The following is a 12,198-nucleotide window of genomic DNA, read 5'->3' as shown; positions in this document are numbered from 1 at the left end:
TCCTTTTTGTCAGACAGAAGGCCGCATCCGGGATAGGAGTCCGTCTTGTGGGCTCGGAAATGAGGATAAGAGACAGCTGGCCACCCGCCGGCGCGAGATCGCCGTGCGCGTCGCCAGCTGATTCGCAGGCAGCCCAATGGCCACCCAGACCGAAGCCCCCACCATCGACACCTCCGCCCCGGCGACCGGAACGCCGCCGCAGAACGCCGAGATCCTCGAGCGGCTGGGCCGGCGCTACGAAGCCGGCTTCGTCACCGAGATCGAATCGGACTCGCTGCCGCCCGGCCTGGACGAGGACACCATCCGCGCCCTGTCGGCCAAGAAGGACGAGCCGGAATGGATGACCCAGTGGCGCCTGGACGCCTACCGCCGCTGGCTGACCATGCCGGTGCCGCACTGGGCCAAGCTGAAGGTCGCGCCGATCGACTTCCAGGCCATCAGCTACTACTCCGCGCCCAAGGGCCCCAAGTACGCCTCGCTGGACGAGGTCCCGCAGGAGCTGCTCGACACCTACGACAAGCTCGGCGTGCCGCTGCACGAGCGCGCCAAGCTGGCCGGCGTGGCGGTGGACGCGGTGTTCGACTCGGTCTCGGTGGGCACCACCTTCCGCAAGGAACTGGCCGAGAAGGGCATCATCTTCTGCTCGATGTCCGAGGCCATCCGCGAGCACCCCGAGCTGGTGAAGCAGTACCTGGGCAGCGTGGTCCCGCACGGCGACAACTACTTCGCCGCGCTGAACTCGGCGGTGTTCTCCGACGGCAGCTTCGTGTTCATCCCCAGGGGCGTGCGCTGCCCGATGGAGCTGAGCACCTACTTCCGGATCAACGCCGGCCACACCGGCCAGTTCGAGCGCACCCTGATCGTGGCCGAGGAAGGCGCCTACGTCTCCTACCTGGAAGGCTGCACCGCGCCGATGCGCGACGAGAACCAGCTGCACGCGGCGGTGGTCGAGCTGGTGGTGCTGGACGACGCCGAGATCAAGTACTCGACCGTGCAGAACTGGTACCCGGGCGACGAGGAAGGCCGCGGTGGCATCTACAACTTCGTCACCAAGCGCGCCGAATGCCGCGGCGCCCGCAGCAAGGTCACCTGGACCCAGGTCGAGACCGGCTCGGCGATCACCTGGAAGTACCCCTCCTGCGTGTTGCTGGGCGACGACTCCTCCGGCGAGTTCCATTCAGTGGCGCTGACCCACCACCGCCAGCAGGCCGACACCGGGACCAAGATGATCCATGTCGGCAAGCGCACCAAGTCCAAGATCGTCAGCAAGGGCATAAGCGCCGGCCGCGGCCAGAACACCTACCGCGGCCTGGTCAAGGTCGACCGCAATGCCGACGGCGCGCGCAACTACACCCAGTGCGACAGCCTGCTGATCGGCAAGCAGTGCGGTGCCCACACCTTCCCCTACATCGAGGTGAAGAACCCGGGCGCCACGGTCGAGCACGAGGCCACCACCTCCAAGATCAGCGACGACCAGCTGTTCTACTGCCGCTCGCGCGGCATCTCGTCCGAGGACGCGGTCTCGCTGATCGTCGACGGCTTCTGCAAGCAGGTCTTCCGCGAGCTCCCCATGGAATTCGCGGTCGAGGCCAAGAAGCTGCTGGAAGTGTCGCTCGAGGGATCGGTGGGATGAACCGGTCCGGTCCCGCGGCACTGCTGGGCCTGCTGCTCCTGCCCGCCTGCCACGCTGGCGAACAGGGCACGACGGCAACGGCCGCCGCACTGTCCACCGCCTCGCCCGTGCTCGAGCAGGCGGCAGCTATGCCCGCGCCGCGCGCCGCGCATTCGGCGACGCGGTTGCCCGACGGTCGCGTTCTGCTGGCCGGCGGCTGCAGTGCCGACGGTTGCGAGGAGGGCATCGCCGGCGACGCGCTCCTGTTCGAGCCCGCCAGCGGCCGTTTCCTTCCCGCCGGCAAACTGGTCCAGGCGCGGGTGGGTCATCGCGCGGTCGCGCTCGCCGACGGTTCGGTGCTGCTGCTGGGCGGCTGGACCCAGGACGGCCCCACCAGCCTGGTCGAGCGTTACACGCCCGCCAGCGGTCGTTTCGAACCGCACGGACGGCTGCTCGCGCCGCGCGACGGGTTCAGTGCGACGCTGCTGGCGGATGGCGACATCCTGGTAGCGGGTGGCTATGCCGACGGCATGCGTCGCCTCGCCAGCGCCGAACGCTACGACCCCGCCAGCGGCCGGTCGACGCCACTCGGCGCCATGGCTTCGCCACGCATGTCCCACACCGCCACCCGCCTGGCCGACGGCCGCGTACTGGTGGCGGGCGGCTCACGCTCGGGTCGCGAAGTGCTCGATACGCTGGAACTGTTCGATCCGGAGAGCGGCACGTTCGCCCCCGCGGGCAGGTTGGCCAATGCCCGGCACAAGCACGCGGCGATCGCGCGTGGCGAGCGCGTGCTGCTGCTCGGCGGCGCCGCGATCCCCGAGGAAGACGGCCATTTCCGCGAAAGCGAGTGGTGGAGCCCGCAGGGCGTCGCCGCGGGTCCGTCGATGGCCCACGGCCGTTACAAGTTCCTGGACTCGGTGGTCGCGTTGCCTGACGGTCGTTCGCTCGTGGCCGGGGGCGGCGCCGACGCCGAACTGCTCGATGCCGACGGATCGGCGTTCCAGCCCGTAGCCGGCCCCATCGGCACCGCGCTGGCCTTCGCCAGCGCAACCCTCCTCGACGACGGCCGTGTCCTGGTCGCCGGGGGATACGACCCCGGCATCCGCATCAACCGACAGGCCTGGCTGCTGGTTCCCGCCACGCCGGCGTCGTCAACCTCGAACCATCCGGACTGAAACTTCCCATGCTGAAGATCGACAACCTCCACGCCAGCGTCGCCGGCAAGGAAATCCTCAAGGGCCTGTCGCTGGAGCTCAAGCCAGGCCAGGTGCACGCGATCATGGGCCCCAACGGCGCCGGCAAGTCGACCCTGGGCAACATCCTGGCCGGGCGCGAGGGCTACGAGCTGACCGCCGGCTCGGTCGAGTTCGAGGGCAAGCCGCTGCTGGAGCTGGCGCCGGAAGAACGTGCCGCGCAAGGCGTGTTCCTGGCCTTCCAGTACCCGGTCGAAATCCCCGGCGTGAACAACACCTACTTCCTGCGCAGCGCGCTCAACGCCCAGCGCAAGGCGCGCGGCGAGGCCGAGCTGGACTCGATGCAGTTCCTCAAGCGCGTGCGCGAGAAGCTCGCCGTGCTGCACCTGAAGGACGAGCTGCTGCACCGCGGCGTCAATGAAGGTTTCTCCGGCGGCGAGAAGAAGCGCAACGAGATCTTCCAGCTGGCCGTGCTCGAGCCGAAGCTGGCGATCCTGGACGAGACCGACTCGGGCCTGGACATCGACGCGCTCAAGACCGTGGCCGACGGCGTCAACGCGCTGCGCTCGCCGGACCGCTCGTTCCTGGTCATCACCCACTACCAGCGCCTGCTCGACTACATCAAGCCGGACGTGGTCCACGTGCTGGCCGACGGGCGCATCGTGGAGACCGGCGGCCCGGAGCTGGCGCTGGAGCTGGAACAGCACGGCTACGCCTGGCTGAAGGACCGCGTGCCGCCGGAGAAGGTGGCCTGATGGGCGCCCTGCTCGACTCATTTGGCGAGTCCTTCGCAACAGCCCGCACATCCATGGGCGGACTTTCCAAAGATCTGCTTCCCGCGCGGCAGGCGTCCATGGACGCGCTGCTCGCCGACGGCCTGCCCGGCCCGCGCGAGGAAGCGTGGAAGTACACCCCGCTGCGCGCGCTCGAGCGCCGCGCATTCGCCGCGGCCGACGCCGTGCCGCCGGCGATCGACACCAGCGTGCTGGCCGGCATCCCGGCGCCGCGGCTGGTCTTCGTCAACGGCCGCCACGTGCCCGCGCACAGCGACCTGGCCGGCCTGCCGGACGGGGTAGTGCTCGAGCCGCTGTCGCGCACGCTCGCCGAGGGCGAGTCGCGCGATGTCAACTTCATCCTGCGCCGCTACGACCAGCGCAGCGAGGTCTTCGCGCGCGCCAACGCCGCGCTGGCCGACGAGGGCGTGGTCCTGCGCGTGGACGCCGGCGTGCAGGTCGATGCACCCGTGCACCTGGTCTTCGTAAGCACCCAGCAGGCCGGCGACCGCGCCTGGCACCTGCGCCACTTCGTCGACGTGCGCAACGAGGCGCGCCTGGACATCGTCGAGCACCAGCTCGGCGTGGCCGACCATGGGCACCTGGCCAACGAGGTGCTGCAGCTGCACCTGGGCCAGCACGGCGTGGTCCGCCATGCCCGCATCCAGTCCGACGCCGCGCGCGCGACCCGCTTCGCCCGCACCGACGCGGTGCTGGCGCGCGAAGCGCGATACCAGCGTTTCGACCTGGAGCTGGGCGCGGCGCTGGGCCGCAACGAACTCAACGTGCGCCTGGAGGGCGATGGCGCACGGCTGACCGCCAACGGCGTGCTGCTGGGCGACGGCCGGCGCCACATCGACACCCGGCTGGGCATCGAGCACATCGCCCGCGATACGGCCTGCGAGCTGGTGTGGCGCGGCATCGCCGACGGCCGCAGCCGGGTCGTCTTCCATGGCGGCATCGGCATCCGTGCCGGCGCGGACGGCACCGATGCCTCGCTGTCCAACAAGAACCTGCTGCTGTCGGCCGACGCCGAGATCGACACCCAGCCGGTGCTGGTGATCGACGCGGACGAGGTCAAGGCGGCGCACGGCGCCACCGTCGGCCAGCTCGACCCGACCGCGTTGTTCTACCTGCGCTCGCGCGGCATTCCCGACGCCCAGGCGCGGCGGCTGCTCACCGTGGCCTTCTGCCGCGAGCCGCTGCTGGCGCTCGAGGACGACGGCCTGCGCCGGTTCCTGCTCGACCGCCTGGATGCCGCGCTGGCCGCCTCGCTGGGCACCGACTCCGCCGTCGACGGAGCGCAGGCATGAGCCTGCAGCCTGCCGCGGTGCACGATGCAGCCCTGGCCAGCCATGATGGCGGCGTGGACTGGGCGCGCGTGCGCGCCGACTTTCCCCTGCTGATGCGCGAGGTGCACGGCAAGCCGCTGGTGTACTTCGACAATGCCAACACCGGGCAGAAGCCGCTGCCGGTGATCGCCTCGCAGGACGAGTTCTACCGTCGCCAGAACGCCAACGTCAGCCGTGCGGTGCATGCGCTGGGCACCGAGGCGACCGAGGCCTACGAAGGCGCACGCGGCAAGCTGGCCCGCTTCCTCAACGTGCGCGCCGACGACCTGGTGCTGTGCAGCGGCACCACCTTCGCGATCAACCTGGTCGCCTATTCGTGGGCGCTGCCGCAGCTCAAGGCCGGCGACACGATCCTGGTGTCGCGGATGGAGCACCACGCCAACATCGTGCCCTGGCAGCTGGTCGCCCAGCGCACCGGCGCCACCGTCAGGGTCGCCGAGATCCTGCCCGACGGCAGCCTGGACCTGGACGGCCTGCACAAGGCGATGAGCCCGGACGTCAAGCTGCTGGCGATCACGCACGTCTCCAACGTACTGGGCACGGTCAATCCGGTGCGGGAGATCTGCCGCGAGGCGCGCAGGCGCGGCATCGTGACGGTGGTCGACGGCTCTCAGGCCGCCCCGCACCTGAAGCTGGACGTGCCGGCGATCGGCTGCGACTTCTACGCCATCACCGGCCACAAGATGTGCGGCCCGACCGGCACCGGCGCGCTCTGGGCCCGGCGCGAGCACCTGCTGGCCATGCCGCCGTTCATCGGCGGCGGCGAGATGATCCGCGAGGTCAGCTTCGACGGCACGGTCTTCAACGATCCTCCGCACAAGTTCGAGGCCGGCACGCCGAACATCGCCGGCTTCATCGGCCTGGGCGCCGCGGTCGACTACCTCGAATCGATCGGCATGGAACACGTTGCCGCGCGCGAAGCGGAACTGCTGGCCCATGCCACCGAGGCGCTGCAGGCCATCCCCGGGATGCGCATCTTCGGCACCTCGCCGGGCAAGGCCGCGGTGATCTCGTTCCTGGTCGAAGGCGCCCACGCGCACGACCTGGCCACCCTGCTGGACCTGGAAGGCATTGCCGTGCGCTCGGGCCAGCACTGCGCCCATCCGTTGCTGCAGTACTTCGGGGTGGCCGCCACGCTGCGCGCGTCGCTGGCCTTCTACAACACCCACGAAGAGATCGAGCGCTTCGCCGCCGCGCTGGAAAAGACCCGCCGGCTGCTGGTGGCGTAGAGCGGGGCTTGCCCCGCCACGAGCCATGGAACCGAAGCTCGCGTTCCGCGCGCCGCTTCGTGAGGAGTCGGATCCCAAGCCCGCCGCAGCGGGCCAGGCGCCGTTTTACAATGGCGGGCATGGACTCCCTCACTTTCCGCGCGGCCACGCACGCCGACATCCCCGCCCTGGTCGAGCTGGTCACCTCCGCCTACCGCGGCGACGCCAGCCGCGCCGGCTGGACCACCGAAGCGGACATGCTGGACGGCCAGCGCATCGATCCCGAAGGCCTGCGCCGCGACATCGACCGGCCACGCAGTGTCGTCCTGCTCGCCGAGCGCGACGGCGCGCTGCTGGCCTGCGCGCACGTGGCCGAGGAAGACGGCGCCGGCTACTTCGGCATGTTCTCCGTGCGCCCCGACCTGCAGGGCGGCGGCGTGGGCAAGGCGGTCCTGGCCGAGGCCGAGCGCATCGCCCGCGGCTGGCGGCTGCCGGCCATGCGCATGACCGTGATCGACATCCGCGACGAGCTGATCGCCTTCTACGAGCGGCGCGGCTACGCGCGCACCGGCGTCCACAAGCCGTTTCCCTACGGCGACGAGCGCTTCGGCATTCCCCTGCGGGAGGACCTGCGCTTCGAGGTGCTGCACAAGGAGCTGGGTGCGGGAGCGGACGCATGAGCGATGCATGGACCTTCGTCTGTACCACGGGCGAGTTGCTGCCCGGCGAAATGAGGCCGGTCTTCGACGAGGTGACAGGCACGCCGATCCTGGTCTTCAACCTGGACGGCGACCTGTACGCGCTGGAAGACCGCTGCAGCCACGAGGACTTCGAACTGTCGTCGGGCGTCCTGGACCCGGCCGAGGGCAGCGTCGAGTGCGTGCTGCATGGCGCCCGCTTCGACGTGCGCGATGGCCGCGCCCTCTGCGCACCAGCCTATTCGCCGGTGCCCAAGTTCCCGGTCAAGATCGAGGACGGCAGCATCTGGACCCGCGACGACCGCGGCTGAGCGGTCCGGCGATCATGGATTAGACACGGCCGCATCCGGTAGCCGGTGCTGCGGGCTGCGGGCTGCGGGCTGCGGGCTGCGGGCTGCGGGCTACGGGCTACGGGCTACGGGCTACGGGCTACGGGCTACGGGCTACGGGCTACGGGCTACGGGCTACGGGCTACGGGCTACCAAGGAGAATAATTCTCATTTAAGATGGCCGCGTCGTTTCCGGCCTTCGTCCATGCACGCTTCCGTCTCCACCGCCGTGTCCACGAGGGTTGCGCTGCTGAGCGCGGAGCCGCGCCCTACCCTGCCCAGCCACCCCGCGCGGCGCTGGAGACCGAACCTGCCGGCGGCCCATCGCCACGGGTGCGTGCCCATGACGGGGTCCGCAGACGCCTCCTGCCGGATTTGCCGCGCAAACGGTGAGAGCGTGCCCCCGCGGCCCCGGGCCCACGCACCTCCCGTCCCCTGCTGATCCAAGCCAGGCGTCGCCGCGGTACCGCGGCCCCCCCAGCCATCGCGCCTCCGCATCGCGGCCGCATCCGCCGCGGCCGGCGGCAGCGCACGCCATGTTGTCCCGTTGTCCCTCCTTCCGCAGCCGCCGCCAGCCGGACCCCACTCCTCCTGACGACCACCACCCATGACTCCTTCTTTCTCCCCGCTTTCCTCCGCCGTGCTGCTGGCCCTGGCTGCCCCTGCGATCGCGCACGCCGACGACGCCGGCGCGCCTGCCAGGGACGTTACCGAACTGGACGGCCTGGAAGTCCAGGGCGACCGCGTCGAACGCGCCTCCTCGCCCAAGTACACCGCGCCGCTGCTGGATACCCCGCAGACGATCACCGTGGTCACCCGCGAAGTGATGGACCAGCAGGGCCTGATCGGCCTGCGCGACATCCTCAGCACCCTGCCGGGCATCACCTTCGGCGCCGGCGAGGGCGGTGGCGGCTACGGGGACAGCGTGAACCTGCGCGGCTTCAGCGCCAGCAACGACATCACCGTCGACGGCGTTCGCGACAGCGCGCAGTACACGCGCAGCGACAACTTCAACCTGGAGTCCATCGAGCTGGTCAACGGCGCCAACTCGGCCTATTCGGGCGCCGGCTCGGTCGGCGGCACGATCAACCTGGCCAGCAAGGTGGCGCGCGAAGGCGACCTGACCACCATCACCGTGGGCGCGGGCACCGACAGCTTCGGCCGCGCCACCGTGGACAGCAACTTCGACCTGGGCGATGGCCAGGCCTTGCGCGTGAACGCGATGGCCCACCGCAACGATGTGCCCGACCGCGACGTGGAAGAATACGAACGCTGGGGCATCGCGCCATCGCTGGCGATCGGCCTGGGCACCGACACCCGGCTGTCGGTGAGCTACCTGCACCAGCAGGACGACAACATCCCCGAGTACGGCGTGCCGTACTTCGCCGCCTACGGCGGCCTGCTACCCGGGGTGAGCCGCGAGAGCTACTTCGGCTACCGCAACATGGATACCCAGCAGGTCGAAGTCGACATGCTGACCGGCATTTTCGAGCACGACTTCAACGAGGCCATCTCGATCCGCAACCTGGCGCGTGTCCAGCGGGTGGACCAGTACACCGTGGTCAACCCGACCCAGGGCACCTGGTGCCTGGACGCCGGGGTCAACCCGGCCACCGGTGAAGCCTGCACCAGCCCGGGTACGTACCAGCCCAGCGGCCCGCGCGGCACCACCCGCGATACCCGCAACGGGCTGGCGTACAACCAGACCGACCTCACCTCGCGCTTCGACACCGGAAGCGTCGGCCATTCGCTGGTCGCCGGCCTATCGTTGCTGCACGAAACCTACGGCCTGGAAAGCGGCAACAGCCAGCGCAACGCCGACGGCACGCCCCCGGTGTATCCGCTGATGGACCTGCACGCCCCCGACAGCATCTACACGGGCCCCATCAACTACGTCCGCTCGGGACGCAACGCCGGCACCCTCGACAACCAGGCCGTGTACCTGTTCGACACAATGGAGTTCAGTCCGCGGTGGCAGCTGGGCCTGGGCGCCCGCTACGAGCGCAACGACGGCAGCACCCGCGCGCGCGCCTTCGACGCCGCCGGCAACGTCACCAGCGATGCCACCTTCGACAACTCCGAAAACCTGTTCTCCTACCGTGCCGGGCTGGTCTACAAGCCGGCCCAGAACGGCAGCGTGTACCTGTCGTACTCCGACTCCAGGACGCCCTCCAAGGCATCGGTCAACGGTTCGTGCACGGTGCAGACCTGCGAGGTGGATCCGGAAACGGCGGTGAACGTCGAACTGGGCACCAAGTGGAACGTGCTGGACGACAGGCTCGCGCTGACCGCCGCCGCGTTCCGCAACGAGCGGCAGAACTACAAGGTCGCCGACCCGGGAAACCCGGACAATCCCAGCGGCATGCAGCAGCTGGACGGCCAGGCCCGCGTGGACGGCGTGATCCTCGGCGCGGCCGGCCGGATCACCAGCGCGTGGTCGGTGTTCGCCAACTATGCGTTCCTGGACAGCGAAGTGCTGCAGAGCGTGTCCGACTTCGTGAAGGAATCCACCGGCATCGATGCGCAGGCGGGCAACCCGCTGGCCAACGTGCCCGAGCATTCCGGCAGCGTGTGGACGACCTACGCCCTGGCCGACTGGACCGTGGGCTACGGCGTGAACTACCAGGGCAGCTTCTACCTGGCCAGCCTTGACGACGCGCCGCAGGCGAGAAGCTACACGATGCACCGGGCCATGGTCGGCTACCAGTTCAACGACGGCTTCGCCCTGCAGCTCAACGTCGACAACCTGTTCGACAAGCAGTATTTCACCCGCATCCGCAACAACGGCTGGGCCACGCCGGGCGCGGCGCGTTCGGTGGTGCTGACCGCGACCGTCCGCTTCTGATGCGACTTCACCCCGCCCCGTCGACACGGGGCGGGGCCTCCCGCGAGAATCGCCATGCTCCTGTCCATTCCCGATGTCCTGACCCCCGAGCAGGTCCTCCACTGCCGCCGGCGCCTGCAGCAGGCGGGCTGGGCCGATGGCCGGATCACCGCCGGCCACCAGTCGGCCAAGGCCAAGGACAACCTGCAACTGCCCGAGGACAGTGAGGTCGCACGCGAACTCGGCGCGCTGGTGCGCGACGCCGCGCAGGCCAATTCCACGTTCTTCTCCGCCGCCTTGCCGCGGCGGATCTACCCGCCGCTGTTCAACTGCTACCGCGACGGCCAGTCGTTCGGCTTCCACGTCGACAATGCCGTGCGCTACGACCGCAGCGGCGGCAGCGCCCGGCCCGTGCGCACCGACCTGTCCGCGACCCTGTTCCTCAGCGACCCGCCGGACTACGACGGCGGCGAACTGGTCATCGAGGATACTTACGGGACGCAGCAGGTGAAGCTTCCGGCCGGCCACCTGGTGCTCTACCCGGGCACCAGCCTGCACCGGGTCACGCCGGTCACCCGGGGTGCACGACTGGCCTCGTTCTTCTGGATCCAGAGCATGCTGCGCGAGGACAGCCAGCGCAGGCTGATGTTCGAGCTGGACGTGTCGATCCGGCGCCTGACCCGCGACCTGCCCGGGCACCCGTCGCTGGTGCAGCTCACCGGCATCTACCACAACCTGCTGCGGCGCTGGGCCGATGTCTGAGATGGCGACCACCGACGTGCGACAGCTGCGCGAGGCGGCCCTGGCCGGCCAGCGCGAGGCACAATTGCTGCTGGCGCAGGCGTCGATGGAGGGCCGCGGCCTGCAGGCCGATCCAGACGAGGCGTTCCATTGGTACAGCGTGGCCGCCAACCTGGGCGAGCCGATGGCGATGAACATGCTGGGCCGCTGCCACGAGCTCGGCCTGGGCACGCCCGTCGACATGGCGCTGGCGGCGGTGTGGTACCGCAAGGCCGCCGAAGCCGGGCTCGACTGGGGCATGTACAACCTCGCCCACCTGCTGGCGTCGGGCAATGGCGTGGCTGCCGACCGCGGGGCGGCCTACCGCTGGTACCGGCGCGCAGCCCGGCACGGCCATGCGCGTGCGATGAACTTCGTCGGGCGCTTCCACGAGAACGGCTGGGCAGTGCGACGCGATCCCGTGCAGGCGATGGCGTGGTACCAGCGCGCCGCATACGCGGGCGATTGCCTTGCCCAGGCCAATCTCGCCTCGATGCTGGCCGAGATGGGCAAGCTCGACGAGGCCGCGCGTTGGCTGCGGCGCGCGCTGGACACGGGCACGCCGCCGGTCGTGGCGCGGCTTCGACGGGCGCTCGCCGACAGCCCGCATGACCGCCTGCGTCGCCTGGTCAATCCGCCTCCGGTTCCGGCCGACCCGCGGACCGACGGCCGGGCGCCGGCAGCGCCGCGCGAAAGCCGGAACCGTTCCAGTCGATGACACACTTTCCCGATCCGAGCCCCGCCCCTTCCGTGACCGCAAGCCCCGCACTCCACGATCGAGTCTCCGCCCAGCAGCGTCGCGGCTTCTGGCTGCGCCAGCTGCACCAGTGGCACTGGATCAGCTCGGCGGTCTGCCTGGTCGGGATGCTGCTGTTCACCGCCACCGGGATCACGCTCAACCACGCGGCCAGGATCGAGGCCCAGCCTCGGGTGGACAATCGCACCGCGCAGTTGCCCGCGCCGCTGCTGACCCAGCTGGCCGCCTCGCCCGAGGAACGCAACGCACCGCTGCCGGCGCCGGTCGCCGGCTGGCTGGGTGACACGCTGGAGATTTCGCTGGGCCGTCGCCCGGCCGAATGGTCGCCGGAGGAAGCCTACGTCTCGATGCCTTCGCCCGGCGCCGACGCGTGGCTGAGCATCGACCGGCAGACCGGCGCGGTGGAGTTCGAGCGCACCGGGCGCGGCGTGGTCTCGTACCTCAACGACCTGCACAAGGGCCGCAATGCGGGCCCGGCGTGGGGCTGGTTCATCGACGTGTTCGCCATCGCCTGCCTGGTGTTCTGCATCACCGGGCTGTTCCTCCTGCACCTGCACGCGCGGCAGCGCCGCCTGACCTGGCCGCTGGTCGGCCTGGGCCTGGTCGTGCCGCTGGTGCTGATCCTGCTGTTCATCCACTGACGCCTTCATCCCCTCACGAGGTCCGTTC

11 protein-coding genes are annotated in these 12,198 nt (G+C 69.9%); all 11 read left to right on the top strand.

The window, feature by feature from the left end:
* Window positions 1-136: 136 nt before the first annotated feature.
* The 11 genes from sufB to CSC66_RS11870 all read left to right on the top strand — a co-directional run bounded on the left by sufB (window position 137) and on the right by CSC66_RS11870 (window position 12,170).
* Complete coding sequence (gene sufB, locus CSC66_RS11920; protein ID WP_162377611.1) at window positions 137-1,633, top strand: Fe-S cluster assembly protein SufB; 1,497 nt, start codon at window positions 137-139, stop codon at window positions 1,631-1,633.
* Window positions 1,630-2,790: a Kelch repeat-containing protein gene (locus CSC66_RS11915; RefSeq protein ID WP_162377610.1), complete on the top strand. Its 1,161-nt coding sequence runs from the start codon at window positions 1,630-1,632 to the stop codon at window positions 2,788-2,790. The genes sufB and CSC66_RS11915 overlap by 4 nt, the downstream gene beginning before the upstream one ends.
* A gap of 8 nt (window positions 2,791-2,798) precedes the next feature.
* Window positions 2,799-3,563, top strand: a complete 765-nt coding sequence (sufC, locus tag CSC66_RS11910; RefSeq protein ID WP_162377609.1) for a Fe-S cluster assembly ATPase SufC — start codon at window positions 2,799-2,801, stop codon at window positions 3,561-3,563.
* Entirely contained in the window at window positions 3,563-4,894 is a 1,332-nt protein-coding gene (gene sufD, locus CSC66_RS11905; protein WP_162377608.1) for a Fe-S cluster assembly protein SufD, read from the top strand. The genes sufC and sufD overlap by 1 nt, the downstream gene beginning before the upstream one ends.
* On the top strand, window positions 4,891-6,162 hold the full coding sequence (locus CSC66_RS11900) for a cysteine desulfurase (protein WP_162377607.1): 1,272 nt from the start codon (window positions 4,891-4,893) through the stop codon (window positions 6,160-6,162). The genes sufD and CSC66_RS11900 overlap by 4 nt, the downstream gene beginning before the upstream one ends.
* 119 nt (window positions 6,163-6,281) lie before the next feature.
* The gene (locus tag CSC66_RS11895) at window positions 6,282-6,821 is read left to right on the top strand and encodes a GNAT family N-acetyltransferase (protein ID WP_162377606.1); all 540 of its coding nucleotides are present in this window, start codon (window positions 6,282-6,284) and stop codon (window positions 6,819-6,821) included.
* Window positions 6,818-7,150 carry a non-heme iron oxygenase ferredoxin subunit gene (locus tag CSC66_RS11890; RefSeq protein ID WP_162377605.1) on the top strand — a complete coding sequence of 111 codons (333 nt, stop codon included), beginning with the start codon at window positions 6,818-6,820 and terminating at the stop codon, window positions 7,148-7,150. Before CSC66_RS11895 ends, CSC66_RS11890 begins: the two co-directional genes overlap by 4 nt.
* A gap of 625 nt (window positions 7,151-7,775) precedes the next feature.
* Window positions 7,776-10,013: a TonB-dependent receptor gene (locus tag CSC66_RS11885; protein WP_162377604.1), complete on the top strand. Its 2,238-nt coding sequence runs from the start codon at window positions 7,776-7,778 to the stop codon at window positions 10,011-10,013.
* 54 nt (window positions 10,014-10,067) lie between these two features.
* Window positions 10,068-10,754, top strand: coding sequence for a Fe2+-dependent dioxygenase (locus CSC66_RS11880; RefSeq protein WP_162377603.1), 687 nt, complete (start codon window positions 10,068-10,070; stop codon window positions 10,752-10,754).
* 1 nt (window position 10,755) lies between these two features.
* Complete coding sequence (locus CSC66_RS11875) at window positions 10,756-11,490, top strand: tetratricopeptide repeat protein (RefSeq protein WP_238394381.1); 735 nt, start codon at window positions 10,756-10,758, stop codon at window positions 11,488-11,490.
* On the top strand, window positions 11,487-12,170 hold the full coding sequence (locus CSC66_RS11870; protein WP_162377601.1) for a PepSY-associated TM helix domain-containing protein: 684 nt from the start codon (window positions 11,487-11,489) through the stop codon (window positions 12,168-12,170). Before CSC66_RS11875 ends, CSC66_RS11870 begins: the two co-directional genes overlap by 4 nt.
* Window positions 12,171-12,198 lie beyond the last annotated feature (28 nt).

Source organism: Pseudoxanthomonas kaohsiungensis (genome assembly GCF_010211765.1).
Taxonomy (GTDB): Bacteria; Pseudomonadota; Gammaproteobacteria; order Xanthomonadales; family Xanthomonadaceae; genus Pseudoxanthomonas; species Pseudoxanthomonas kaohsiungensis.
This window is presented reverse-complemented; position numbering and strand designations above follow the sequence as displayed.

Excerpts from the sequence above, each read along its gene's own strand:
- sufB (WP_162377611.1), top strand. The coding sequence starts at position 137 with ATGGCCACCCAGACCGAAGCCCCCACCATCGACACCTCCGCCCCGGCG.
- CSC66_RS11885 (WP_162377604.1), top strand. The coding sequence starts at position 7,776 with ATGACTCCTTCTTTCTCCCCGCTTTCCTCCGCCGTGCTGCTGGCCCTG.
- CSC66_RS11875 (WP_238394381.1), top strand. The coding sequence starts at position 10,756 with ATGGCGACCACCGACGTGCGACAGCTGCGCGAGGCGGCCCTGGCCGGC.
- CSC66_RS11900 (WP_162377607.1), top strand. The coding sequence starts at position 4,891 with ATGAGCCTGCAGCCTGCCGCGGTGCACGATGCAGCCCTGGCCAGCCAT.
- CSC66_RS11870 (WP_162377601.1), top strand. The coding sequence starts at position 11,487 with ATGACACACTTTCCCGATCCGAGCCCCGCCCCTTCCGTGACCGCAAGC.
- CSC66_RS11880 (WP_162377603.1), top strand. The coding sequence starts at position 10,068 with ATGCTCCTGTCCATTCCCGATGTCCTGACCCCCGAGCAGGTCCTCCAC.
- sufC (WP_162377609.1), top strand. The coding sequence starts at position 2,799 with ATGCTGAAGATCGACAACCTCCACGCCAGCGTCGCCGGCAAGGAAATC.
- CSC66_RS11890 (WP_162377605.1), top strand. The coding sequence starts at position 6,818 with ATGAGCGATGCATGGACCTTCGTCTGTACCACGGGCGAGTTGCTGCCC.
- sufD (WP_162377608.1), top strand. The coding sequence starts at position 3,563 with ATGGGCGCCCTGCTCGACTCATTTGGCGAGTCCTTCGCAACAGCCCGC.
- CSC66_RS11915 (WP_162377610.1), top strand. The coding sequence starts at position 1,630 with ATGAACCGGTCCGGTCCCGCGGCACTGCTGGGCCTGCTGCTCCTGCCC.
- CSC66_RS11895 (WP_162377606.1), top strand. The coding sequence starts at position 6,282 with ATGGACTCCCTCACTTTCCGCGCGGCCACGCACGCCGACATCCCCGCC.